Below are 24,280 nucleotides of genomic sequence, written 5' to 3' on the forward strand. Positions count from 1 at the left end.
GACTGGACCTACATCACGGGGTCAGCCCAGTAGCACTGTCAATGTCACGAACGTGTTCACCGCAGACCCACGCATCGAATCAGACGGCCTCGTCGTACTCGACGACCCGGATTCGCTCTTCCTTGCCTCGCACCGGTAGCGAGCGATGCGCAGGACCCGGCGGCCGCCGACGTTATCAACGAGGTGAGTGCTCAATTCGCCGCACGCGACTTCATCGTGTTAGAAGTGCAGAGGATCGAAGAGCAGGCGCCGACACCTCGACATCGTGAGCGAGTGGCGCGAACAGGCTGGTCTGAATGGCTGACTCGATCTGACTCTGCTTCGAACGCGCTCGAGCGAGTGCTCGTCCGGGCGCAATCGCGTTACGCGTCGGTACACACGCAACGATCAAGAATCGATGTCACCATGCGATCGCGACGCCATCGAGTGAATTGAGGGGGGCGGTGCGTGAATGAAGGTGGTGCTTCCTGATGGCTGCGGCAACGCGCCGCGAATCGGCATCGTCGGCGACTTTGTCACGAACTGGGCGAGGCGAGACGCCGAGGCGATGGGCGAGTGGCTGACCGACGATGCCCGGTGGGCCGTGGTCGGTCGTGCCGGCAGCGGTGCTGAGGCGATCGCCGACTCCGTGGGCAACGCCGATACCCTGGACCTCCTCGAATTCACGTCGATCATCACGCACGGCCGGCTCGCCTCCTGCGACGGCATCGTGGTGGCGGGTGGGCGCACGCTGCACTTCAGCCACGCGTTTACCTTCGCAGGCGCGACGAAGACCGCGAAGATCAAGGACGCCCGCAGCTACCTCATCCTGGGCCCAGCCTGAACCACTGGATGCACGCGCTCAGCCGACGCAGTGAGCGCCCCTTCCCGAGTCAGCTGCGGCGACCGGCGCATGGGTGTTGCGTTGAGCCCAACCGCTCGTGACATCGAGCCTCAGATGGGCCCAAGCGCACCACCCTTGGTTTGACTCTCGGCGCCGGGCCCCGCACGCCACCCGAGTTCGACAAGCTCACGGAGCACGGCGAGGTCGAGGTCGTTGAGCGAGTTCGCGTACACGCAGGCGACGCTGACCGTGTGCTTACCGAGCCGCTCGAGCGCCTCTGCCTGGTGTGGGTAGCCCTGCAGGCCGTAGAACGTGAGCTTCGCCTTGCGCGGGCTGAATCCGACCTTGAACCACGAGTTCGTGCCCATCGTGTTCGTGTAGTCAGCTTCGCCGAAGCCCACCATCGACGGGCCCCACATGACGGCGGGCTCGCCAGTGACGGCCTCAAACAGCTCGAGCAAAGTCGCGCCCTCGTCTCGGCGGCGCGCCGTGGGCAGCGCCGCGATGAAGTCGCGCGGGTCAACGTCGGTCGGCTTGGTCTTGATCTCGCTCGCCATGACTCGGAGTCTACGGCCCGGCGTGGCGGCGCATAGCCGACACATAAGGGGCCCTTAATTGTCGGCAAACCGGGCCGCGAATGATGAGGACATCGCAACCGACGAGAGGATCTCACCATGACCGGATTCCCCGATCCCGACGAGACACCCGAAGGCCCGAAGTACCAGGGCCGCAAGCTTGACCGCCCCGATGAGGAGGTCGTTGACCAGGGCGCTTCCTTCGACATCACGACGCTGCTGACGCGCCGTGGCGTGCTCGGGGTGCTCGGCGTCGGCGCCGTCGGCACCTTCCTTGCCGCGTGCACGGTCGGCGCGACCGGCACCACCGCGACGCAGAGCGCCACCTCGAGTGCCTCCGCGAGCGCATCCGCCACCGCCTCGGCGAGCGCGTCGGCGACCGCGACTGAGGCACTGCCCGCGGGCGAGATTCCCGACGAGACCGCCGGGCCGTACCCGGCCGACGGCTCGAACGGACCCGATGTGCTCGAGGAGTCGGGCATCGTGCGCAGCGACATTCGCTCGAGCATCGGCGCCGACGACCCCGTCGACGGTGTGCCCCTCGACTTCACGTTACGCATCACCGACATGGCGAACGGCGACCGCGCCTTTGAGGGCGTCGCCGTCTACGCGTGGCATTGCAACGCCCTCGGCGAGTACTCGCTCTACTCGAGCGGTGTCGAGGACGAGTCGTGGCTGCGCGGCGTGCAGGTCGCCGACGCGAACGGCCAGGTGACGTTCAAGTCGGTCGTGCCCGGCTGCTACACGGGTCGCTGGCCGCACATCCACTTCGAGGTGTACCCCGACGTCTCGCAGATCAGCGACTCGACAAACGCGATCGCGACGTCGCAGATGGCGCTGCCGCAGTCGATGGTCGACTCCGTCTACGAGAGCAGCACCTACACTGGCTCGGCGAACAACCTCGCGCAGATCACGCTCGACAGTGACAACGTATTCGGCGAAGACGGGGGAGCGCTCCAGCTCGCCACCGTCGCGGGTAACGCGACCGACGGGTACACCGCATCCCTCGTCGTGCGGGTCGACACGACGACCGAGCCGACCGCCGGTGGCGGCGGTGGCGAGGGTGGCGGCGGCCGCCCGTAGCGTTTCGACAGACACCTCGCGGGCGACGATACTTGGGTGATGGATCCGGATCTTGCCGTCGAACGCGCAGCCCAGCTCTTCAAGGTGCTCGGGAGTACCTCCCGGCTGCGGCTCATGCGCGAGATCCGGCGCGATCCCGCCACAGTATCGGCGCTCGTCGAGGCGACTGGCATGTCGCAGCCGCGCGTGTCGCAGCACCTGCGGATGCTCCGCGAGGCTGAGCTCGTCAAGGCCGTGCGGCACGGGCGCGAGATGTATTACGAAGTTGCGGATTCGCACGTCGTGCACCTGATTGAGGATGCGCTTGAGCACGTTGCCGAGGATGGCGACGGTGACGCCGTAGGGTAGGTGCCGCAAGAAACCGGCTCAACTCGAAGGACCACCGTGGCGAACATCAATTGGGGACGTATCGGCCGCATGGTCGTCGACACCGTCGTGAAGGCGGTCTCGTCGACCGCGACACAGGAGCGCACGTCGTCGCCCGCGAAGTCGAAGCGCCGCACCACGTCCTCGGGTGCCACGCCGAAGACGTCGCCGAAGCCGACCTCATCGCGCGGTTACGAGCAGCACGGCGACGACGAAGCGACCGCCGGCCAGTACGGCCCGGGCCGCACCCGCGAGATTCGTGCGAACGAGGTGCGCGGCATCCAGACGAGCTACGCGCCCGACCGCGATGGCACGCCCGACCCGGGTGAGGTCGTGTGGACCTGGGTGCCCTACGTCGAGAACGACGGCCGCGGCAAGGACCGCCCGGTGCTCATCCTCGCCCGCATCGACGCGACCTCGGTGCTCGGCTGCTATCTCTCGACCAAGGAGCACAACGGCTACCTGTCGGTCGGCGCCGGCGATTGGGACTCGAGCGGACGTGAGAGCTTCATGAACCCCGAGCGGTTGCTGCGCGTGACCGACGACGGGATGCGCCGCGAGGGCGCCGTGATGCAGCGCGGCTCATTCGACCGCGCCGTCGCCGCACTCTCGGCCGAGTACGACGAACTGTTCTAGTGGGAGGCTGCGGGCGCGGGCGCGACAAGGCACCCGCGCCGAGCGGTTACGCCGCGTAGAGGCCGAGCAGACGCTCGACCTCGGCGCGCACGACCGTGTTGCCGGCTGCGACATACGTGCGCGGGTCGACGGCCTCGGGGTTCGCGGCGAGGTACTCGCGCACGGCCGCGGTGAACTGCACGTTGAGGTGTGTCGAGACGTTGATCTTCGTCATGCCCGCGCGGATCGCCGCGACCATGCCCGCGTCCGAGACGCCCGAGGAGCCGTGGAGCACGAGCGGCACCGGCACCGTCGCGGCCATGCGCTCGATGAGCTCGAGGTCGAGGTCGAGGTCGNGCGCTGCGCTCGGTCATCGCGTGCGACGAGCCCACCGCGACGGCGAGCAGGTCGACGCCGGTCTTCGCGACGAAGTCGGCGGCGTCGTCGGGGTCGGTGCGCACGCCGGGCGCGTGCACGCCGTCCTTGCCGCCGACCTCGCCGAGCTCGGCCTCGANCCGTGACGCCCGCCGCGTGGCAGAACTCGACGACCTCGATGGTCGTGGCGAGGTTCTGCTCGAACGGCAGGTGCGAGCCGTCGTACATCACCGAGGTGAAGCCGAGGCCGACGGCCTCGCGAATCAGCTCGACGTCGTCGGCGTGATCGAGGTGCACGACGGCGTCGATCTCGGCGGCCTTCGCGACCTCGATCGTCGCGCGGCCGATGGGGGCGAGGTGGCCGCCGTGGTATTTCACGGCATTCTGGCTCACCTGCAACACGACGGGGCGGCCGGCGGCGCCGGCGGCGTCGACGAGCACCTGCGCGGTCTCGAGCTGCACGACGTTGAAGGCGCCGAGGCCCTTCCCGGCCTCGCGGCTCGAGGCGGCAACGGTGGTGAGATGGGTGAGTGGCATGTGCCCTCCTCAGCTAGTTGGAATCGCAACTTTGAAAAGTGGTATCGCAAGTATCGCAGGTTGTGACGCATTCAGGCGGAGTAAGTTTCCACGCGGCAGGCTAGAGAGCCAGCAAAGTAGAGGAGCAACATGATCTTCATCGTGGTCAAGTACGACGTGCTGCCCGAGTACGCCGACACATTCATCGAGCGCACGCGCGAGTTCACCGAGGCGACCCGCGCCGAGCCGGGCAACAAGTGGTTCGAGTGGAGCCGCTCGGTCGAGCGCGAGAACGAGTTCGTGCTCGTCGAGGCATTCAACGACGACGCGGGCGCCGCGCACGTCGGCTCGGAGCACTTCGCGAAGGGCCTCGAGACCATGCGCCCGCTGCTCGCGTCGACGCCGCAGATCATCAGCCGCACGATCGACGGCGATGACTGGGACGCGATGGGCGAGCTGCAGATCGACTAGCTTCGCGACACCCGGATGCGTTCGCGCGATTTCCAGCTCCCTCCGGCAGGGTTGCGCCATGGATATCCGCGAACGCATTCTCGCGTTAAACATTGCCGCGCGCATCGACAGCGACGTTGAGCCACCCCGGCTGCGCATGAACTTCATGACCGACGGTGCCGACCCGCAAACGGTGTGGGGCTACGTCACCGAACCCGAGCTGCTCGCGGCCTGGTCGCCGAACGTGCCTGACCGGCCGCTCACCTCGGTTGGCCCGGCTGAGGCGCGCGAGAATCCCGAGGATGCCCCCTTCTCGGTTGAGGTGCTCGCGGTCGACCCCGGTAAACAACTCACGCACCGCTGGGGCTACGACCTCATCACCTGGACCATCACGGGCGACCGCCTCGACCGCGCGATGGTGCTCCACGAGCTCGACGCCGCGGCGATGTACGCGGCCGGCTGGCAGGTCTGTTTCGGCGTGCTCGCTGCCCTCCTCCAGGGCGAACAGCAGCCGCGCATCGTAGGCGAAGACGCCTTCCGCGTCGGTTGGCAGGAGCTCAAAGAGCGCTACGACGTCGAGTTCGCGCGCCCGTAGTATCGGAGCATGACCGCAGCCGTCCCGGCCCCTACGCGCATCCTCGGCCTCGACTACGCCCGCGCGTTCGCGATCTTTGGGATGGTCGGCGCGCACCTCGGCAACGCCCCGGCGTTCGTGCTCACCGACCCGAGCACGTGGGACGGCATTATCCACGGCAACTCGTCGATCCTCTTCGGCCTGCTCGCCGGGGTGTCGATCGCGATCATGACCGGCGGCACGCGCATCCCGCAGCCGCACGAGCTGCCAGCGCTTCGGCTGCGCCTGCTCGGCCGAGGCGGTGTGATCTTCGCGATCGGCCTCATGCTCGAACTGCTCGGCACCTCGGTCGCGATCATTCTCACCTTTTACGGCTTGCTCTACCTGCTCGTGCTGCCCATGCTGCGGCTGCGCCCCGCGGTGCTCGTCGCGCTCGCGGTCGNTGGCGTGGTCGGGCCTCCCGTGATCGCGACGATCTACAGCCTCGGCTATCTCATCTACGCACCGGGCTTCGACATGCTCTTCGGCGGCATGTACCCGCTCACCACGTGGTTCCCGCTGCTGCTGCTCGGCCTCGCGCTCGGCCGAACCGATTTCACCAAGACGATCACCGCGATCACCATGCTCGTGTTCGGCTTTGGCGTCTGGCTGCTCAGCCAGGGGCTCGGGATGCTGCTGACGCCGGTAATCGAAGATGTCGAGTTCACGACCGGGGGCGTGACCGCGACGATGCTGCGGGCCCTGGCCGACATCACGCCGCACGGCGGCGGCACCCTCGAACTCATCGGCTCGGGCGCGCTCGCGTTCGCGCTNGCTTGGCTTCTGCCTGCTGATCCCAAGGGCCGCCGCGAACGTGCTGCGGCCGGTCTCGGCCGTCGGCGCGATGCCGTTGACCACCTACACGGGCCACCTCATCGTGCTCGCGCTCGTCTGGCCGGGCGGCGAGCTGCCGTACAGCAACGTCGTCTGGGCCATCACCGTCGTCATCATGCTCGTCGCGTGCCCGATCTGGTTGCGCTTCGTGCGGCGCGGGCCGCTCGAGCAGGTCACCGCGCACGTCGGGATGCTCGCGGCTGGGCAGCGGCTCGTCGCCCGANCCGGTCGTCGTGCGCGCCGCGGAAACGCCAAACGGCTGGGCACCCTCCGAAGAGGCCGCCCCGCCGTCGGTGCGAGAGTAGCGCGCGAGCTAGTAGCGGTTGCCGCCGCGGTCGTCACGATCGCGGTAGTTGCCACCACGGCCACCGCCGTTATAGCCGCCGCCACGTCCACCGCGGTACCCACCACGGTCGTCGCCGTCACGGTTACCTCGATAACCGCCGCGGTCGTCGCCGTCGCGGTTACCGCGGTAGCCGCCGCGGCCGCCGCCACCGTAGCCGCCGCGGCCGCCGCGGTCGTCATCGCGACGACGCTTCGCGGGCCCGTTGTCGGGGCGAATGTCAATGTTCTGGCCAGCGACCCGGATGCCACCGAGACGGTTCAGGTCGTCGCGTGAGAGGTCGCGGGGCAGCTCGACGATGGTGAACGCCGGGTAGATGTTGATCGCGCCGATGTCGTCGCGGCCGATGCCGCCCTCGTTCGCGAGCGCGCCAACGATCTGGCGGGGCTCAACGCGGTTGCGCTTGCCAACCTCGATGCGGTACGCCTGTAGGTTGCCGTTCGACTCGCGGCGCTCGCGGCGGCCGCCACCGTCGCGGTTGTCGCGGCCGTTGTCGCGGCGGTCGCGCGAGAAGTCGGGCTGGTTCGCCATCGGGTCGTTGTTGGGGTCGAGCAGCAGCGGGTCATCGCCCTGCGCGACAACGGCGAGGGCCGCGGCGACGTCCGACTCCGGCACATCGTGGTGACGCACGTAGTGGTCGATGATGTCGCGGAAGGCCTCGATTCGTGCCGTTTCTTCGAGCGCCGCGGTGATCGCGTCGTCGAAACGGCTCAGGCGCGTCTCGTTGACGTCGGCGACGGAGGGCAGGCGCATCTGCTCCATCGGCTGGCGCGTGACGCGCTCGATGTGGTTGAGCAGGCGACGCTCCCGCGGGGTGACGAAGCTGATCGCGGCGCCGGTGCGGCCCGCGCGACCCGTACGGCCGATGCGGTGCACGTACGACTCGGGGTCGGTCGGAATGTCGAAGTTCACGACGTGCGTGATGCGCTCGACGTCGAGGCCGCGGGCGGCGACGTCGGTGGCGATAAGGATGTCGAGCTTGCCAGCCTTGAGGTCGCTCACGAGGCGCTCGCGCTGGTTCTGTGCGATGTCGCCGTTGATGGCGCTGGCCGAGAGGCCGCGGGCGCGGAGCTTGTCGGCAAGCTGCTCGGTCTCGCTCTTCGTGCGCACGAAGATGATGAGGCCGTCGTACTCTTCGACCTCGAGGATGCGCNGTGAGCGCGTCGACCTTCTGGTGGAAGGGCACGACGAGGTAGCGCTGCGAGATGTTCTTCGCGGTCGCGGTCGTCGACTTCACCGTGATCTCGGCGGCATCGTTGAGGTACTGCTGCGAGATGCGGCGAATCTGCGGGGGCATCGTCGCCGAGAAGAGGGCAACCTGCTTCTCTTTGGGGGTGTCGGCGAGGATCGTCTCGACGTCCTCAGCGAAGCCCATCTTCAGCATCTCGTCGGCCTCGTCGAGCACGAGGAACTTGATCTCGCTGAGGTCGAGGCTGCCGCGCTTGAGGTGGTCCATGATGCGACCCGGGGTGCCAACGACGACGTCAACGCCGCGGCGCAGTGAGTTGAGCTGCGAGCCGTACGCAGCGCCACCGTAAATCGGCACCATGCGCACCGCGGGGAGCTTCGAGGCGTAGCTCTCGAATGCCTCGGCGACCTGCAGTGCGAGCTCGCGGGTAGGCGAGAGCACGAGCGCCTGCGGTTTCTGGGCGCCGCCCTCGATGCGCGAGAGCACGGGCAGCGCGAACGCGGCGGTCTTGCCCGTTCCCGTCTGGGCGAGGCCCACGACGTCGCGGCCCTCGAGCAGGGTCGGGATGGTCGCGGCCTGGATCGGGCTCGGGGTCTCGTAACCGATCTCGGTGACGGCCTCGAGCACCGGGGCGCTCAGGCCGAGCTCGGAAAAGCTGGGGGTAGTTGAGTTTGAGTCGTCGTCGGGAACGTCGGTCGTGGGGTGCGTCATAGTGGCGCCTTCCTTCGGTGCGTGCTCGTCGGGATGCGTAGAGACGAACACACAAGTGCAAGGGGGCAGTCGTCGAGTCGCATCCGGGCCTGATGGCCGGTCTGAGGAATGACCACCGGTGTGGTGATCGAACGGGTGACGCCAGATCGGTGCGGCCGAGTTCCGGCGCAGCTTGGGCGTCAACCAGCCAAGTCTACCCCAAGGGTGCGCGTGCGGTCGAGACGCACCTTGCCGAGAAGAAATCCATGTCGCGGGAATATTCTCGCCGCGGACGAGTTCTACCTGGCATGCAGGTTCATGCAAACGCATGAGTCAATCGCGAGTCCCAAGGAGTCACCATGCAGTTCGGCATCATGTCGGTCAGCGATGTCACCCGCAACCCCGTCACCGGCGAGACGCCGAGCGAGGCCGAGCGCATCAAGGGCATGATCGAAATCGCGAAGAAGACCGAGGAGGTCGGGCTCGACGTCTTTGCCGTCGGCGAGCACCACAACCCACCTTTCTTCTCGTCGTCGCCCACGACGCTGCTCGCGGCCATCGCCGCCCAGACCGAGCGGCTCATCCTCACCACGTCGACGACGCTGATCACGACGAACGACCCGGTGCGCATCGCCGAGGAATACGCGATGCTCCAGCACGTCTCGGATGGTCGCATGGACCTCATGTTCGGCCGCGGCAACACCGCGCCTGTCTACCCGTGGTTCGGCCAGGACATTCGTCAGGGCCTGCCGCTCGCGCTTGAGAACTACAACCTGCTCCACCGCCTCTGGCGCGAGGACGTCGTGAACTGGCAGGGCAAGTTCCGCACGCCGCTCAACGGCTTCACCTCGACGCCGCGACCGCTCGATGATGTGCCCCCGTTCGTGTGGCACGGTTCGATTCGCACCCCCGAAATCGCCGAGCAGGCCGCGTTCTACGGCAATGGCTACTTCGCCAACTTCATCTTCTGGCCGCCGGAACACTCGCTGCGCCTCGCGAACTTCTACCGCGAGCGCTTCGAGCACTACGGCCACGGCACGAAGAAGGAGGCGATCGTCGGCCTCGGTGGTCAGACGTACATCGCGAAGAAGTCGCAGGATGCCTACCGCGAGTTCCGCCCGTACTTTAACGAGGCGCCCGTGTACGGCAATGGCCCGTCGCTCGAGCAGTTCTCGCAGGCCACCCCGCTCGCGGTCGGCAGCGTGCAGGAGGTCATCGACAAGATCCTCGGCTTCCATGAGCTGTTTGGTGACTACCAACGCCAGCTGTTCCTGCAGGACCACGCCGGTCTGCCGCTGAACATGGTGCTCGACCAGATCGAGCTGCTCGGTACCGAGGTCGTGCCCGTCGTGCGCAAGGAACTCGAGGGGCGTCGCGACCCCGAGTCGGCGCCGGCCCCGACGCACGAACTCCTCGTTGCGAAGAAGTATGGCGACGGGCCCGCGCGCCAGCCCCGGCCCACGGCGAACCGTGGCGACAACGTCACCGGCGGCTCGCCCTACCTCGACACCGACGAGGTCACCGCGAAGCGCGAGGCGGAGGCGGCTGCGCAGCCGACCGCCGAGGCTGACGCCTAGTTTGCAGCCCGCCGAGGAATCCGGAATGAAGCGGCGACGGCGCGCGTTAGATGAACCGAAGTAGATGGAGAGGAACGAGCACAGCGATGACTTCAGCATTCAATGAGCACACCGGCACGGGCGAGTCGGAGGAATTCCGCGTCGTGGTTGTCAATGCCGGCACCTCGAACCCGTCGTCGACCGCGATGCTGGCCGACCGCGTCGTCGAGGAGCTCATGAAACACGCCGATACGAGTGGCGCGAAGCTCAGCGCAACGGTGATCGAGTTGCGCGACCTCGCGCAGGAGATCGCGAACGGGCTCGTCACCGGGCTCCGCGGGGAGGGCCTCGAGCGGGCAAGTCGACTCATCGCCGATGCCGATGCGCTCGTTGCCACGACTCCGGTCTACAAGGCCGAGGCCTCGGGCCTGTTCAGCGGCTTCTTCCAGGTGCTCGACCGCGACCTGCTCGTCGGCACGCCGGTCGTGCTCGGCGCGACCGCCGGCACGAGCCGCCACGCCCTCGTCATCGACGGTCAGATGCGCTCGCAGTTCGCCTACCTGCGGTCGCTCGTGGCCCCGACGTCGCTGTTCGCAGCGACCGAGGACTGGAACGACCCGAACTTCGCGACGCGAATCCGCCGCGCCGCGGGCGAGTTGTGGCTGCTCATCGAGTCGCGGTTCGCGGCGCGTCTGCGCGCGACGAACTGGGACACCTATCAGCACGACTTCGGCAGCGCGAAGTCGTCGGGCGACAACGACGAGATCGATCTCTCGAGCGACCTCATGCGCCTCGCGACCGGCGGCAGCCTGGCCTAAACAAGCCCCATCCCCACCACGCACCGCGCCGTGTCATCGCCCCGAACGGGTGGTGCCGCGGCGCGGTGGCGCGTTGAGGGGGTCTTCGGGCCACGGATGCTTCGGGTAGCGGCCGCGCATCTCGGCGCGCACCTGGGTGTACGGGCCCGACCAGAATGACGCGAGATCGTCGGTAATCGCGAGCGGCCGTTGCGCCGGCGAGAGCAGGTGCAGCAGCACGGGCACGCGGCCGTCGACGAGGCGCGGGGTGTCGACCCAGCCGAAGCACTCCTGCAGCTTCACCGCGAGCACGGGCGGGCCGTCGGTATCGTGCTCGGCGTACTGCACGCGCACCATCGAGCCGGTCGGCACCTCGAGCCGCTCGGGCGCGAGCTCGGCGAGCCGGGCGGCGTCTGGCCACGGCAGCAGTCGTCGCAGCGGGTCGAGCAGGTCGATGGACGCGGCGGCCGAACCGCGTGCGAGCCGGTCGAGTTCCGGCGCGAGCCAGTCGTCGAGCCGTGCGAGCAGCGCGTCGTCGTTCACGTCGGGCCACGGCGCTCCAAGCGTGCGGTGGAGCAGGGCGAGTCGACGCCGTAACTCGTCGGCGGCCGTCGACCAGCGCAGCAGCCCGAGGCCCACGCGCTCGAGCTCGCGTGCGACCGCATCCCTCGCCTCCTGTGGGTTCGGCGTGTGCGGCGACGACGCGAGCAGGATCTCGCCGAGCCGAGTCTCGCGGGTGGCCCTGACCCGACCATCCCGCCACTGCGTCACCGTCGTCGTGCGCACGAGCCGCCCGGCAAACTCACGGGCCGACTCGGGCTCGATCGGCACGGCGGCACGGATTACGGCGCCCGAGGCATCGGTCGTCGTTGCCCGGGCGACCTCGGCCACCGCGAGCCAGTCGTGCCCGGTGAGCGCACTGCCGCGGGGCAGCATAGCGCCTGTGCCCGAGGCGAGCTGGTAGCCGCCGCCGCGCGCGCGGGCGAGTCGCTCGGGATACGCGAGCGCGATCACCTCGGCGAGACCGGTGTCGTCGCCGACCGGCGTGGTGGGGCGGCCAGGTGGCACGAGTTCGCGCAGGCGGCGGGCATCGTCTCGCCAGCGCTTCGACGACGCATCCCGCCCATCCCGCAGCTGGCGCACGAGCGCCGCGAGGTCGCCGCCGGGCGCGCGGCGATCCGACTCGATGGCCGCTGCATACTCGGCGGCCCGTGTCGCGCCGAGTCGGGGCGCGGCATCGAGCAGCGCCCGGGCGATGCGCGGATGCGCCGGAATGCTCGCGAACTCGCGCCCGCGCGCCGTCAGCCCGGCCTCGTCGAGGGCGCCGAGGTTGCGCAGCGTCGCCTGGGCGCGTTGCAGCGATGCGACTGGCGGCCGCTGCGGGAGCGGCAGCTCGCTCGCGTCGGGGTCGCCCCAGGCCGCGAGTGTGAGGGCGAACGGGGTGAGCTCGGCCGAGGCGATCTCGGGCGTCGGTGCGGGCGCGAGCCGGGGCNCAGTCAAGCTCGGCATAGCAGCGCACCACGCGGCCGGGGCCGACGCGCGCGGCGCGGCCCGCGCGCTGGGTTGCGGCCGCCTGCGAGACCGACACCGTCACGAGCTGGGCCATGTCTCGCGCGAGGTCGATGCGTGGCTCCCGCGAGAGCCCGGCGTCGATCACGAGCCGAACATCCGGCACCGTCAGCGAGGTCTCGGCGATGGCCGTCGCGACGATCGCGCGGCGCTCGCCGTTCGGGCGGAGCACGCGTTGCTGCTCCTCGAGCGAGAGCGACCCAGTGAGGCTCTCAGTGGGGATGCCGCGGGCGCGCAGCCCCTCGGCGACCCGATCGACCTCGCGCGCGCCCGGCAAGAAGACGAGGGCGCTACCCGCCGGTACGTCCGCGAAGGCGTCGGCGCTCACACGGGTGACGTGACTGAGGAAGTCGCGCGTGACGCCGCGCTCGTCGAGCGGGCGAACGTCGCGCGGCGGAGGCGCCCAACGCACCTCGAGCGGATGCGGGGCCACGTCGACCTCGCACGCGCGCGTTCCAGGGCCGAGCAGCTCGGTCCACGCCGCCACGTCGAGCGTCGCCGACATCGCGACGAGGGTGAGGTCGTCGCGCAGCTGCCCGAGCTCGCCGAGCATCCCGATCGCGAGATCGCTGTCGAGCGAGCGCTCGTGCACCTCATCGAGCACGACGGCATCGACGCCCGCGAGTTCGGGGTCGGCGAGCAGGCGCCGCACGAGCAGGCCCGCGGTGACGAACTCAACGCGGGTCGCGGCCGACGTGCGCCGCTCGCCGCGCACCGAATAACCGACCGCATCCCCGAGTCTCGTGCCGCTGAGTTGCGCGAGTCGGCTCGCGGCCGCGCGGGTCGCGATGCGGCGCGGCTGTGTGACGATGACGCGGCCGTCCGCGAGCTCGGCGACCGCGGGCGCCACGACCGTCGTCTTGCCCGATCCCGGCGGCGCGGCAACGACGGCCCGCGCGCCCGGCTTGGCGAGCGCATCCCGCAGTTGGGGGAGCAGGGTGGCGGCGGGGAGGCCCTCGGCGATCCGCGTGAGGTCGAACATCCCTTCCAGTGTGCCGCATCGATCAGCGTCACTCTGCGGGGTGATAGCGATACATCCACCGCCCGGCGCGGCGGGGCGGTCGGGCGTGGGAGATTAGTACGGACGATGCCCCTCCCCGGCAGCCGCGTGCGCTGCCGCCTCTCGAAAGGACACCCGTGGACCTATTTACCGGAGCCCTCGGCCTGGTCATTCTGATCGTCGTGATCGTGATCGCGGTCATCGCGCTCGTCGTGTTCATCATCATTTCCCGCACCTGGTACCGCACCGCCGCCGCCGACGAGGCCCTCGTCATCACCGGTAAGGCGAAGCGCGGCCAGGAGACCTCGAAGATCGAGGTGATCTCGGGTGGTGGTCTGTTCGTCAACCCGTTCACCCAGCGCTCCTCGAAGCTGTCGCTGCGCTCGCGTTCGATCGAGATCAAGCCGACGGCGCAGGCCGCGAACGGCGTGACCGTCGACGTTGAGGGCATCGCGCTCGTCAAGGTCGGCTCGGCGCCCGAGGCGATTCGTCGCGCCGCCGAGCGCTTCCTCTCGCAGGACCGCGCCATCGAGGCGTTTACCACCGAGGTGCTCGAGGGTGCGCTGCGTGGTGTGGTCGCGACGCTCACCGTCGAGACGCTGATGAAGGACCGCAAGGCCCTCGCCGAGCAGATTGCCGAGGGCATCGAGGGCGACCTCGAGCGTCAGGGTCTTGTGCTCGACTCGTTCCAGATTCTCGGCATCACCGACCAGGGCGGCTACATCGAGGCGCTCGGTGCGCAGGAGCTCCGCCGCGTGCACCGCGAGGCCGAGACTGCGAAGATCGACGCCGACCGTGCCGTCGCAAAGCGCCAGATCGAGACCGACACCGAGACGCTCTATGAGCGCACCACGTTCCAGGAGTCGGAGGCCGCGTCGAAGGCGAAAGTCGGCCGAGCGATCGCCGAGGCCGAGCAGGCCGAGGCGCTGCGCCGTGCCGAGCTGCAGCAGGCGGTGCTCGACCAGGAGGCTCAGAACAAGCAGTCGCAGCTTGACGCCGATGTGAAGAAGGTCGCCGACGCGAACCTCTACGACCAGGAGCGTCGCGCCGACGCGCAGGCCTACCAGCAAAACAAGGAGGCCGAGACGCGCAAGCTCGTGTCGGAGGCCGACGCGACGGCCCGCACCACCGCCGCTCGCGGTGAGGCGACTGCCCGCACGACCGCGGCCGAGGCCGAGGCGACCGCGCGCCGCGCGAAGGCGGATGCGGATGCGCATGCGCGTCGCGTCGAGGCCGAGGCGGAGGCGGAGGCGATCCGCGCCGCCGGTCAGGCCGAGGCCGCCGCGCAGCTCGCGCTCGGTGAGGCCGTTGAGAAACACGAGCAGGTGCTCGTGACGCAGCGACTCATCGATCAACTCGTGCCGATGGTCGCCGAGTTCGCGAAGGCGCAGCAGGCGATCGACGGCTACACCGTGATCACGACCGAGGGCGGCGCCGGTCACCAGGTCGCCGAGTCGGCGGCGACGATGCGCGCCCCGTTCGACGCAATCAAGAATGCGACCGGCATCGACCTGGGTGAGCTCATCCAGGCGAGTGTGCAGGGCACGCGCACCGGCGCGTCGCTTGCCGATGGGATGCGCGGGCAGGCCCCCGCGGCCCCGGCACAGGGCGGCAACGCGGCCGAGTAGTGCGACGAAGTGATGAAGGCCCGCGCCAAATTCTGGCGCGGGCCTTTTCTTCAGACAAGGCGCAAGCGGGCGGTGCTTGAATCGCGATATGACCACTTTGCACACCATTTCTCCCACGGGCCTCCGCGGTGGACCAACGCTGCTCCTCCTTCACGGCTTCGGTGCGGACGAACGCGATCTGTTCGGTCTCATCTCGCCGCTCGATGTGCCGCCGCACTGGGACATCCTGTCGATTCGAGCGCCCCTGCCCGTGCCGGAAATGACAGGTGCGTCCTGGTTCCCTTTCGACCCGAAGACCAAGCGCGGCGGCGTTGCCGAGGCGCTCGACGGTCTCGATGATGAGGCGATCGCGAAATCGCTGCAGCTGCTGCTCAATACCCTCGACCAGAAGGTGCCGACGAGCAAGATCGTGCCGATCGGGTTCTCGCAGGGCGCCGTCATGGCCGCCGAACTGCTGCGCGCCCGGCCCGAGCGGGTGCCAGCGGCCGTGCTGCTGTCGGGCTTCGTGCTGCCAACCCAGAACAGCTCGGTCGAGTCCGACGCGAAGCTCACCGAGCTCGAACGCCAGGTGTTCTTCGGCTGGGGCGAGCAGGACGACTCGTCCATCTCGCGCGCCGCGTTCCACCTCACCGAGGACTGGCTCAAGCGCCACACGAAGGCTGAGATTCACCGCTTCCCCGAGCTCGGCCACGAGATCTCGATGGACGAACTGCGCGAGGTGCGCGACTTCCTCGAGCGGCTGCGCATCCGCTAGGCGGATTCGATGATCGAGTCGGGTCACGACTACGTGCGCGGGGCGCTCGCGCGCGGGCACGAAGCACTGTGGTGGAAGTGCGCCGGCCTCGATGAGGCGGAGCTTCGCCGGCCGCGCACCGCGACGGGCACGAACCTGCTCGGCCTGGTGAAGCACGTCGCGTTGATCGAGGGCGGGTACTTCGGCGCGGTGCTCGGCCGCGACTGGCCGACTCCCGAGGAACTCATCACCGAGGCCGACTGGGACGTCGACCCGCAGGCCGACTGGTATGCCCGCGCGGACGAGTCGGCCGCGAGCATCCTCGATCTTTCACATCGCGTCGCCGAGTTCGTCGATGCCGCCTTCGAAGAACTTGAGCCGGATGCGCCGGGCGAGGTGCCGTGGTGGCCGCCCGAGCGCCGCTCGGTGACGTTCGAAGAGATCGCGCTGCACGTGCTCGTCGACCTCACCCGCCACGTGGGTCACGCGGACATCTTGCGCGAGGACATCGACGGCGCCGTCGGCCTGCGCGCCAGCAACACGAACATCCCCGACGATGTCGACTGGGACGCGTATCGCGAGAAGCTCGAACACCTCGCCGAGGGCGCCGAACGGACGTAGTGTGCGGCGCCGGACGACCCACCATTGGTGAGTGCGGTTTTCTACGGAAGCTGCTGTTACGGCTGCATCGATCGTAGAAAACTGCNAGGGCGGGCGGATGCGGGCGCCTAGGCGGGGGAGTCGGCGTCGCGGAGCTCGAGGGTGCTTGAGCCGTCCTCGAGCTGGCGCACCTCGACGTGGGTGGGGATGCGCTCGTGCATCGAGGTCACGTGGCTGATGACGCCGACGGTGCGACCGGATGCGCGCAGATGGTCGAGCGTGCGCATCGCGACCTCGAGCGTGTCGGCATCGAGCGATCCGAAGCCCTCATCGATGAAGAGCGTGTCGAGCGCGATGCCGCCCGCCTGCGCCGAGACGACATCGGCAAGACCGAGCGCGAGTGCGAGCGAGACGAGGAAGGTCTCGCCGCCCGAGAGTGACTGCGGGCTGCGGTTGATGCCCGTATAGATGTCGGCGACCTCGAGCCCGAGCCCCGACTGCGCGCCGCGGCGGGCGAGCGAGTCGTCGCGCACGAGCGAGTAGCGGTTCGACGTGATTTCGCCGAGGCGAACGTTCGCCGCGATGATGATCTCTTCGAGGTGAGCCGCAAGCACATAGGCCTCGAGGTTGAGCTTGCGGTTATTGTCGCCGCGCAGTTCACCCGCGAGTTGCTGCCGCATGCGCGCCCGCGCGAGCGTGCGGTCGGCGCCGCGCAGGTGCGCGCGGCCTCGGGTGATGGCCGCGTCGATCGTCTGCCGCCGTGCTGTCGCCTCGCCGTGCGCGCGCTGGGCTTCACCGAGCGCGTCGGCGGCGCGCTGCNGCCGCGTCCTTCGCCGGGGTGACATCGACTTGCTCTTCGGGCAACCCCTGCAACTCGGGTTCGGCGAGCGTCGCTCGGGCACCATCGATGCCCGAGTCGTGGGCGCGCTTGCGCTCGGTTAGCTCGGCGCGACGCGCGTCGCTGAGCGCCGCGGCCCGGGCGGCATGCTCGTCGGCGAACTCGCTCGCCGCAAGCCGCTCGGCGGCACGCTCGGCCGCATCGCGCGCGGTCTCGCGGGCGCCATCGGCGGAGCGCTGCGCCTCGATGACAGCGCCTAGCGCATCGGCCACGGACTCGACCATGGCGCGTCGGGCGCTCACCGTCTCGAACGTGCCGCGCAGCTCGCGCTGCTGCTCGGCGAGCGATGCGAACTCGGTGCTCGCGGCGGTGGCCGAGGCGAGCTGCGTCTCGGCCAGCTCGGCAAGCTCACGTTCGCGCTGCTCGTCTCGGGCGNTCCTGCGCCCGGAGCGTGTCGGCGTTCGCACGGGTATGCGCAAGCTCGGCCGCCGCCGATTCAAGCTGCTTCGCGCGGGCGGTCGCGTCGCGGTGTCGCGTGGTGGCTTCGTCGACGTCGAGGCCACCAGCGGCCGCGGCGTGCTTGGCGTGCTCGGCCGCCACGTCGTCGTACGCGCCGCGCGCTTCGGCATCGGCATGCTTCGCCGACTCGACGGCGGCCGAGGATGCCTCGAGGTCGGCATCGGTGACCGNTTCGCCAACCGACTCGGCGGGGGAGGGATGCGTCGTCGAGCCGCAGACCGCACACGGTTCGCCGTCGACGAGGCGGCCGGCGAGCTCGGCGGCGCTGCCGTCGAGGCGGCGGGTAATCAGCTCGCGGTCGGCGGCGGATGCGCTCGACAGTGCGTCGGCGGCCTGCTCGCGCTGTGCCAGAGCGGCGTCGCGACGCTTGGCCAGGCCCGCGGCCGCCTTCGCCGCGCGCAATTGCCCGGCGAGCATCGTCACGAGCTCGTTCGCTTCGTCGAGCTGTCCAGCCTTTGCGGTGAGCTCGGCGACGGCGCCGTCGAGTGCCCGAAGTTGCGTGGGCCGATCGGCGCGGGCCTGCCGAAGCTGCTCAAACTGTTCTCGCGTGATTGCACGCTCGGCGTCGGCGGACCGCGCTGCGCGCTCAGCCCGCTCGACCCGCTGGTCGACCGACTCACCTTCGCGGAGCGTGCCGAGGCGTTCGCGCAGCAGCGTGTGTGCGGCCGTACGCGCGGCGAGCTCGGTGCCGTCGACGAGGTTGTTCAGCTCGGCCGCATCGGCCCGCGCAATTCGGGCGTCGAACGCCGCGGCGGCCGCCTCGAGNTCCGCTCGCCGGATGCGCGGGTGCGTTCGGCCCGCGCGTGGGCATCGAGCACGGGCACGAGCGGCGAGGCGAGCCGGTCGCGTCGCAACGGCTCGTCGACCTCCCGCGCGATGTCTTCGCGCTCGGCCTCGAGGCGCGCGAGCTGCGCTGCAGCCGAATCTCGGCGCTGCTGGCGTTCCTGTTGTCGCTCAAGGTCGCGCAGCCGCTTCGCCGCGTCGTCGTGCACACCCTGCGCTGCCCCGAGTGCCGTCGCCGCGGCGGTCACCGAGTCGGCAACCTCGGCCGCGAGCGAGGTGAGAGCTTCGTCGGTGACGGCGGACTCGTCGTCGCCGAGGCCAAGCTCNGGCGACGCCCTGCAGGTCACGCTGCAGCCCCTGCCATTCCTGCGCGGCTTCGCGGGCGCGCTCCTGCGCGAACTCGCGGAGGTCGCGGTACCGGTGCGTGCGGAAGAGCTTGCTCAGCAAGTCTTGGCGATCCTTCGAGTCGGCGTGGAGGAAGCGCTGGAAGTCGCTCTGTGCGAGGAGGACCACCTGAAAGAACTCGCCACTCGTGAGCGGAAAGACCTGGCCAAGCTCGTCGGCGACATCGCTCGCCTTCGTCGCGACGCCCTGCCAGTCGTCGGCCGCCGCGTCCCAGCGATCGAACTGCTGTGCGGCGCCCTGTACCGTGGTGCCCTCAGCGACGCGCTTTTTGCGGCGCTCGTACTCGGGCGACCTGGTGATGCGGTAGCGCTCGCCGCCGTGCTCAAACTCGAGCGTCACCTCGGTTGGGTTGTCGAGCGACGCAAAGGTGCTGCGCACCCGGCCGACCGAGCCGTCGTAGCGCGGCACGCTGCCGTAGAGCGCGAACGCGATCGCGTCGAGCACGGTCGACTTGCCGGCACCGGTCTTGCCGGTGATCAGGAAGAGCCCGTCAGCGGCCAGGCTCGTGAAGTCGATTGTCTGCGAGTCGCGATACGGGCCGAACCCGCGAAACGCGAGGTGGAGCATCCTCATCGCTGGGCCCCCTTCGCACGCGCGGCGGCGAGTAGGTCGTCGAGTTCGTCGAGTTCGGCCTCGGTGGCCGATTCTCCGCGCACGAACTCGAAGAACGAGCGCAGTCGCTGCTCGTCGCTCGTGTGTTGCGAAAGCTGCTCGAGGTGCGAGGGGGCACCCTCGGCCGGGGCCGGTGGGTCGTATTCGAGATGCACGGCGTGGGGGAAGCGCGCGCGCAGGCGGCGCATCGCGTCGATCGGCCGGGCCGCGTCGGTGAGTTGCGCCTGCACCCAGTCGCCAGCGGCGTCGGCGTGAGCGGCGTTGGTCAAAAGCTCGTCGAGCTCGCCGCGCAGTCGCGTCAGCGCGCGGGGCACCGGTAGCTCTAGCCACGTCGCGCCGGCGAAGCCGTCGGCGTCGAGGTCGACGAGCCAGGCGCCGCGCGGCGCCCCCGCCTCGCTGAACGAGTAGTGCAGCGGCGCTCCCGAATAACGGATGCGCTCGGTCACTTCGACGCGCGAGTGGATGTGCCCGAGCGCGACGTAGTCGAAGCCCTCGAACAGCGAGCTCGGCACGACGTCGATGCCGCCGGCCGTGAGGTCGCGTTCAATGTCGTCGCCCGGGGTGGTCTCGGGTACCCCGGAGGCGAAGCAGTGCGCGAGCACGAGGGTGCGCTCGCCGTCGGAGCCGTGCGCCGTGAGGTCGGCGCGCACCGCCTCGGTCGCCCAGCGCAGGGCGTCTTCTTGCGAGCGCACCCCGTCGGCACCCGGCAGGTGACGCACGAGCGCCGGTTCGAGATAAGGGATGGGGTAGCACCGCACCGAACCGTGCTCGTCGCGGAGTTCGATGGGCGCGGCCGGCTGCGCCGGGTCGGCCGAAATGTGAATGTCGGCGAGCTTCGCCCAGGCCGAGGGAAATCGCAGACGTGCCGCCGAGTCGTGGTTGCCGCTCGACACAACGACGGTCGCGCCAGCGGCGCGTAGGCGCTGGAGCGCGGCGGCCAAGAAATCGAAGGCGGCCGCGGCCGGCGCTGACGAGTCGAAGATGTCGCCCGCGACAACGACGACATCGACGTCGTGTTCGGGCACGAACTCGGTCAGTGCACGCAGCACCTCCTCGAGGTGAGCGAGGGTGGATTCGCCATGGAAAGTACGACCGATGTGCCAGTCAGACGTGTGCAGGATGCGCATGCACGCAGGCTAGCGCGAGCCTGCGACATTGACCTCGCGCACCCCGATGAACCGCCGCGCCTGCGAGGCAACCAGCCACACGAGCACGAGGAAGAGCACCGCATCCGTCGCGATATAGAAGAAGTGAGCGAACGAGCCACCCTCGCCGCCGGCGAGCACGGTGTCCGTGTGCACCGCGAGCAGCGGACGAATCACCCCGAACTTGAGCACAAGCAGAGCGAAGGCGGCACCCGCGAGCGTCCAGGACCGTCGATCGGCACGGCTGCGCCACAGCGCGATGGCGAGCACGAGGGCGATGACGATCTCGGTGATGTTCATCGCGAGAAACACGAGCCGGCCGATGCCGAGGCCAAGCGGAATCGTGATGCCGGGTGCCTGAAATTTCAGCGGCGCCTCGATGAGGTCAATAGCGATGATGAGGCCAAGCCAGACGGCCGGAAGGATGAGGCGCAGAGCCTGCCACACGCGAATAGACATGGCCTAACTCTACGATTTGTAGTGATCGCACCCGGCGGTGCGATCAGGCTCCCGGAGCCGTCACGAAATCGATGAGTTCCTCGACCCTGCCGATCACCGAAGGCTCGAGGTCATTCCAGTTGCGCACTCGCCCGAGGATGCGCTGCCAGGCCCGCGCGATGTCGGCCTGTTCCTCGTGGGGCCACCCCAGGTGCGCGCAGATGCCGTGCTTCCACGACTGGCCGCGCGGGATATTCGGCCACTCGCGCATCCCGAGCCGCTCGGGTCGCACCGCCTGCCACACGTCGATATAGGGGTGACCGATGACGAGCACCGAGTCGCGGCCGANACTTCGCGGTGATGTCGTCGGCGATGCGCGACTCCTTCGAGCGTTCGACGAGGTGGTCGAGCAGGATGCCCGCACGTCGTGGGCCTCCCGGCGCGAACTCGCGCAAGACCTCCTCGAGGTGGTCGGCGCCCTCGAGGTACTCGACCGCAACACCCTCGATGCGCAGGTCGTGGCCCCACACCTTCTCGACCAGCTCGGCGTCGTGCCGGCCCTCGACGAAGATGCGGCCGGCGCGGGCGACACGGGCGCGGGCGCCCTCGACGTAGACCGAGCCGGAGGCGCTGCGGGTGGGCGTCTTCGGCGCCACGGCGGCGAAGGTCAGCAGCACCGCGCCGTCATCGTCAAAGAACATCTCGTGCCGCGGAAACTTCTTCACGGCGCCGTCGGCGTCGCGTAGCGTTACGGTCTCGCGATCGGCGGCGGCGAGCTGCCCGTAGAACTCTGTTACGGGATCCTCAAGCCACATGCCCTTGCGCGCGGTAACCTTACGAGGGCCCTTAGGCTTGCGTGATTCTCGCAATCGCGCAATCGGGTCAATGTCATACCGCTCGTCCATAATGAGCGCGAGTTTACTGGGCCCACGCCCATCCTTCAGATTTTGGCGTGCGCTAAGCTGATTGTTCTCATCGAGCAGGAGGAATACATGTCGCAGAACGACGGGCGCGACCTGGAGCACCCCCGCGGTGACGACGACCAGCACCCAGAGCAGTCGTCGACCATGTCATTCACCGGTGACTTCAGCGCTCAGCTCGCCGCACTCATCGCCGGTGGTGTGAGCAAAGAAGAAATGGACTCGATCGGAGCCCTGCCTTCGGGCTCGGCGCTGCTGATCGTTCGCCGCGGCAGCAACGTTGGCGCCCGCTTCCTGCTCGACACCGACCTGCAGATCGCCGGCCGCCACCCGAACGCCGAGATCTTCCTCGACGACGTCACGGTGTCGCGTCGCCACGCGGAGTTCACGCGCACGGGTCGTACCTTCCAAGTGCGCGACCTCGGCTCGCTCAACGGCACGTATTACAACGGCGAAAGCATCAACCAGGCTCAGCTAACGAACGGTGGCGAGGTGCAGATCGGCAAGTACCGGCTCACCTTCTACGCATCGCCGCTCGACGTGCCGGGCACGCAGACGGCTCAGTAGCCGATGGTGGCGTCAACTGCGGCGGCCGCGTCGAGTGGCGCGACCCCGAAGCTGTCGATCGGGCAGGTATTGCAGCGCCTCGGCGCTGAGCACCCGGAGCTCACTCCGTCGAAGATTCGCTTTCTCGAAGAGCAGGGGCTCGTGCACCCTGCCCGCACCGAGAAGGGGTACCGTAAGTACTCCGACCAGGACGTGCAGCGCATTCGCGTCGTGCTTGCTCTGCAGCGCGACCACTACCTGCCCCTGAAGGTGATCGGCGAGTACCTCGACGCGGTCGACCGTGGCGAGAACCCCAAGGTGCCGGGCGCCGCGGCGCCGGCGCGCGCCAAGGGTGAGGCGACCGCACCAGCGGGCCTCGGCATTCTCGAAACTGGGCTCGAGCTGCGCCGCGATGAGCTGCTGCAGCGCTCGGGCGCGAGCCGAGACCTGCTCGAGGCGGCGCACACCGCCGGTCTCATCGCGAGGGCGATGCGTTACGGCGAGGAGGAACTCGTGCTGCTCACGACGCTCGTCGAGCTCGACGGCTCGGGCATTCAGCCGCGTCACCTGCGGCCCTACCGTTCGGCCGCTCAGCACGACCTCGGCCTCGTCGAGCGCGCGATCACGCCGCTGAAGCGGGGCAAGGATGCGGAGGCTTCGGCCCGCGCGCAGGAGAAGGCGGATGAGCTCGCGACCGCGCTCGAACGGGTCCGCTCGGCGCTACTGCGCCAGGGACTGCGCGACCGCCGCGGCTAAGTCCGGACGGGCGAGGCAGGCCGGAGGTTACGGTTTGGTCTCACCCTCAACTTGAAGTTGAGGGTTTCGGCGTGCCACCTCTGGCGACGTGGAATTCTTTGACACGATCTCATCGTTGTAATTCGACCTCGATGAACGACGCTGGCTCGCCTACACTGAGGTGAGCCGACCTTCGAAATCGGATGCGTCATGCGACGCTGCACCGGCGAGCCGCACCTACGAATCCGGTCCGAAGGACAAGACTGACTGCAACGCAACTGGGCGGAACATCCGCACAAAGCAGACCGGCACGGTTCGGTTGGAAAGGGTAACGCCATGAGCGCACGCGAGGGTGCAGACGGACAGCCGCTGCACGGAGAGCTGCTGTTCACTGATGGTCTGCCCGACCTTGACCCGAACCTCGGGTACCGTGGCGCCGTCGCCGCGAAGGTGGCCGGCATCACCTACCGTCAACTCGACTACTGGGCCCGCACGGAGCTCGTGCAGCCGACCATTCAGAACGCTGCAGGATCGGGCTCACAGCGCCTCTACTCCTTCCGCGACATCCTCGTGCTCAAGCTCGTGAAGCGACTGCTCGAGACGGGCATCTCGCTCCAGCAGATTCGCATCGCCGTCGAGCAGTTGCACGATGCCGGCATCACCGACCTCGCCCAGACGACGCTGATGTCCGACGGCGCGAGTGTGTACCTGTGCACCTCGAACGACCAGGTCATCGACCTCGTCCAGCGTGGCCAGGGCGTCTTCGGCATCTTCGTCGGTCAGGTGCTGCGCGAGGTCGAGACGAACCTCGTCGACATCGAAACCGAGCGGGCCGAACCCGAAGACGAACTCGCGGCACGCCGCAAGAAGCGCGTCAGCTAGCGCATCCATACCTCAGAGAAACCGCGGACTTGTACGAAAAGTTCGCGATTTTCTTGTTTGCTTGAACATATCCACGAAATATCGCGTGTGCGCCGATCCGCG

General features: G+C 68.7%; 22 protein-coding genes and 4 pseudogenes. 16 read left to right on the forward strand and 10 right to left on the reverse strand.

Annotated elements, in window-relative coordinates; all coding sequences use genetic code 11:
- Positions 1–451 precede the first annotated feature (451 nt).
- On the forward strand, positions 452–823 hold the full coding sequence (locus ID132_RS01905; RefSeq protein ID WP_193127735.1) for a nuclear transport factor 2-like protein: 372 nt from the start codon (positions 452–454) through the stop codon (positions 821–823).
- Positions 824–933: 110 nt separating this feature from the next.
- Here ID132_RS01905 and ID132_RS01910 read toward each other — a convergent pair whose 3' ends face one another.
- Positions 934–1,380, reverse strand: a complete 447-nt coding sequence (locus tag ID132_RS01910; RefSeq protein WP_193127736.1) for a DUF1801 domain-containing protein — start codon at positions 1,378–1,380, stop codon at positions 934–936.
- Between the two features lie 117 nt (positions 1,381–1,497).
- Between ID132_RS01910 and ID132_RS01915 the strand changes: the two genes are divergently transcribed.
- Genes ID132_RS01915 through ID132_RS01925 form a run of 3 tightly spaced genes read left to right on the forward strand, consistent with a single transcriptional unit; the run spans position 1,498 to position 3,483 of the window.
- Positions 1,498–2,481 carry an intradiol ring-cleavage dioxygenase gene (locus tag ID132_RS01915; RefSeq protein ID WP_193127737.1) on the forward strand — a complete coding sequence of 328 codons (984 nt, stop codon included), beginning with the start codon at positions 1,498–1,500 and terminating at the stop codon, positions 2,479–2,481.
- Positions 2,482–2,520: 39 nt separating this feature from the next.
- Positions 2,521–2,829 (forward strand): ArsR/SmtB family transcription factor, encoded by a 309-nt coding sequence (locus tag ID132_RS01920; RefSeq protein ID WP_125105717.1) that lies wholly within the window; start codon positions 2,521–2,523, stop codon positions 2,827–2,829.
- Between the two features lie 36 nt (positions 2,830–2,865).
- Positions 2,866–3,483: a hypothetical protein gene (locus ID132_RS01925; protein WP_125105718.1), complete on the forward strand. Its 618-nt coding sequence runs from the start codon at positions 2,866–2,868 to the stop codon at positions 3,481–3,483.
- A gap of 46 nt (positions 3,484–3,529) precedes the next feature.
- On the opposite strand, the pseudogene ID132_RS01930 reads toward ID132_RS01925, so the two are convergent.
- A pseudogene (locus ID132_RS01930) lies at positions 3,530–4,374 on the reverse strand (class II fructose-bisphosphate aldolase).
- Between the two features lie 129 nt (positions 4,375–4,503).
- Here ID132_RS01930 and ID132_RS01935 point away from each other — a divergent pair.
- The 4 genes and pseudogenes from ID132_RS01935 (at position 4,504) to ID132_RS15085 (ending at position 6,869) form a co-directional block, all read left to right on the forward strand.
- Positions 4,504–4,824, forward strand: a complete 321-nt coding sequence (locus ID132_RS01935) for a putative quinol monooxygenase (RefSeq protein ID WP_193127738.1) — start codon at positions 4,504–4,506, stop codon at positions 4,822–4,824.
- Between the two features lie 58 nt (positions 4,825–4,882).
- Positions 4,883–5,398, forward strand: coding sequence for an SRPBCC domain-containing protein (locus ID132_RS01940; RefSeq protein WP_235988227.1), 516 nt, complete (start codon positions 4,883–4,885; stop codon positions 5,396–5,398).
- 9 nt (positions 5,399–5,407) lie between these two features.
- Positions 5,408–5,968: pseudogene (locus ID132_RS15080) on the forward strand (heparan-alpha-glucosaminide N-acetyltransferase domain-containing protein); the annotation flags it as partial.
- A 241-nt stretch (positions 5,969–6,209) separates the two neighbouring features.
- Positions 6,210–6,869 (forward strand): DUF418 domain-containing protein, encoded by a 660-nt coding sequence (locus tag ID132_RS15085; protein WP_413229344.1) that lies wholly within the window; start codon positions 6,210–6,212, stop codon positions 6,867–6,869.
- Here ID132_RS15085 and ID132_RS01950 read toward each other — a convergent pair.
- Positions 6,756–8,493, reverse strand: a pseudogene (locus tag ID132_RS01950) (DEAD/DEAH box helicase); the annotation flags it as partial. The gene ID132_RS15085 and the pseudogene ID132_RS01950 overlap by 114 nt on opposite strands.
- A gap of 338 nt (positions 8,494–8,831) precedes the next feature.
- Here ID132_RS01950 and ID132_RS01955 point away from each other — a divergent pair.
- Positions 8,832–10,049, forward strand: coding sequence for a CE1758 family FMN-dependent luciferase-like monooxygenase (locus tag ID132_RS01955; RefSeq protein WP_193127739.1), 1,218 nt, complete (start codon positions 8,832–8,834; stop codon positions 10,047–10,049).
- An 86-nt stretch (positions 10,050–10,135) separates the two neighbouring features.
- Positions 10,136–10,846 carry a CE1759 family FMN reductase gene (locus tag ID132_RS01960; protein ID WP_125105724.1) on the forward strand — a complete coding sequence of 237 codons (711 nt, stop codon included), beginning with the start codon at positions 10,136–10,138 and terminating at the stop codon, positions 10,844–10,846.
- A 33-nt stretch (positions 10,847–10,879) separates the two neighbouring features.
- On the opposite strand, the gene ID132_RS15445 is transcribed toward ID132_RS01960, so the two are convergent.
- Together ID132_RS15445 and ID132_RS15450 are read right to left on the reverse strand one after the other, a co-directional pair.
- On the reverse strand, positions 10,880–11,716 hold the full coding sequence (locus ID132_RS15445; protein ID WP_459562422.1) for an ATP-dependent helicase C-terminal domain-containing protein: 837 nt from the start codon (positions 11,714–11,716) through the stop codon (positions 10,880–10,882).
- On the reverse strand, positions 11,628–13,376 hold the full coding sequence (locus tag ID132_RS15450; RefSeq protein WP_459562423.1) for a helicase-related protein: 1,749 nt from the start codon (positions 13,374–13,376) through the stop codon (positions 11,628–11,630). The genes ID132_RS15445 and ID132_RS15450 overlap by 89 nt, the downstream gene beginning before the upstream one ends.
- A gap of 155 nt (positions 13,377–13,531) precedes the next feature.
- On the opposite strand from ID132_RS15450, the gene ID132_RS01970 reads away from it, so the two are divergent.
- From ID132_RS01970 to ID132_RS01980, 3 genes are all read left to right on the forward strand, one after another.
- Positions 13,532–15,022: an SPFH domain-containing protein gene (locus ID132_RS01970; RefSeq protein ID WP_193127740.1), complete on the forward strand. Its 1,491-nt coding sequence runs from the start codon at positions 13,532–13,534 to the stop codon at positions 15,020–15,022.
- 88 nt (positions 15,023–15,110) lie between these two features.
- A complete protein-coding gene (locus tag ID132_RS01975) occupies positions 15,111–15,776 on the forward strand; it encodes an alpha/beta hydrolase (RefSeq protein ID WP_125105727.1) in 666 nt (221 codons plus the stop codon).
- Between the two features lie 9 nt (positions 15,777–15,785).
- Positions 15,786–16,376, forward strand: coding sequence for a DinB family protein (locus tag ID132_RS01980; RefSeq protein ID WP_193127741.1), 591 nt, complete (start codon positions 15,786–15,788; stop codon positions 16,374–16,376).
- Between the two features lie 107 nt (positions 16,377–16,483).
- On the opposite strand, the gene ID132_RS01985 is transcribed toward ID132_RS01980, so the two are convergent.
- The 5 genes and pseudogenes from ID132_RS01985 to ID132_RS02020 all read right to left on the reverse strand — a co-directional run bounded on the left by ID132_RS01985 (position 16,484) and on the right by ID132_RS02020 (position 22,000).
- The gene (locus tag ID132_RS01985; protein WP_193127742.1) at positions 16,484–17,260 is read right to left on the reverse strand and encodes an SbcC/MukB-like Walker B domain-containing protein; all 777 of its coding nucleotides are present in this window, start codon (positions 17,258–17,260) and stop codon (positions 16,484–16,486) included.
- A gap of 1,406 nt (positions 17,261–18,666) precedes the next feature.
- Complete coding sequence (locus ID132_RS02005; protein ID WP_193127746.1) at positions 18,667–19,473, reverse strand: AAA family ATPase; 807 nt, start codon at positions 19,471–19,473, stop codon at positions 18,667–18,669.
- Complete coding sequence (locus ID132_RS02010; RefSeq protein ID WP_193127747.1) at positions 19,470–20,639, reverse strand: exonuclease SbcCD subunit D; 1,170 nt, start codon at positions 20,637–20,639, stop codon at positions 19,470–19,472. The genes ID132_RS02005 and ID132_RS02010 overlap by 4 nt, the downstream gene beginning before the upstream one ends.
- 9 nt (positions 20,640–20,648) lie before the next feature.
- Positions 20,649–21,116: a hypothetical protein gene (locus ID132_RS02015; RefSeq protein WP_193127748.1), complete on the reverse strand. Its 468-nt coding sequence runs from the start codon at positions 21,114–21,116 to the stop codon at positions 20,649–20,651.
- Positions 21,117–21,159: 43 nt separating this feature from the next.
- Positions 21,160–22,000: pseudogene (locus ID132_RS02020) on the reverse strand (DUF3097 family protein).
- A gap of 87 nt (positions 22,001–22,087) precedes the next feature.
- Between ID132_RS02020 and ID132_RS02025 the strand changes: the two are divergent.
- From ID132_RS02025 to ID132_RS02035, 3 genes are all read left to right on the forward strand, one after another.
- Complete coding sequence (locus ID132_RS02025; protein WP_125105733.1) at positions 22,088–22,582, forward strand: FHA domain-containing protein; 495 nt, start codon at positions 22,088–22,090, stop codon at positions 22,580–22,582.
- Positions 22,583–22,585: 3 nt separating this feature from the next.
- Positions 22,586–23,317 carry a transcriptional regulator FtsR gene (ftsR, locus tag ID132_RS02030; RefSeq protein ID WP_125105734.1) on the forward strand — a complete coding sequence of 244 codons (732 nt, stop codon included), beginning with the start codon at positions 22,586–22,588 and terminating at the stop codon, positions 23,315–23,317.
- Between the two features lie 315 nt (positions 23,318–23,632).
- Positions 23,633–24,178, forward strand: a complete 546-nt coding sequence (locus tag ID132_RS02035; RefSeq protein ID WP_125105735.1) for a MerR family transcriptional regulator — start codon at positions 23,633–23,635, stop codon at positions 24,176–24,178.
- Positions 24,179–24,280 lie beyond the last annotated feature (102 nt).

The organism is Gulosibacter sediminis (genome assembly GCF_014904065.1).
In the GTDB taxonomy this organism is placed as follows: domain Bacteria; phylum Actinomycetota; class Actinomycetes; order Actinomycetales; family Microbacteriaceae; genus Gulosibacter; species Gulosibacter sediminis.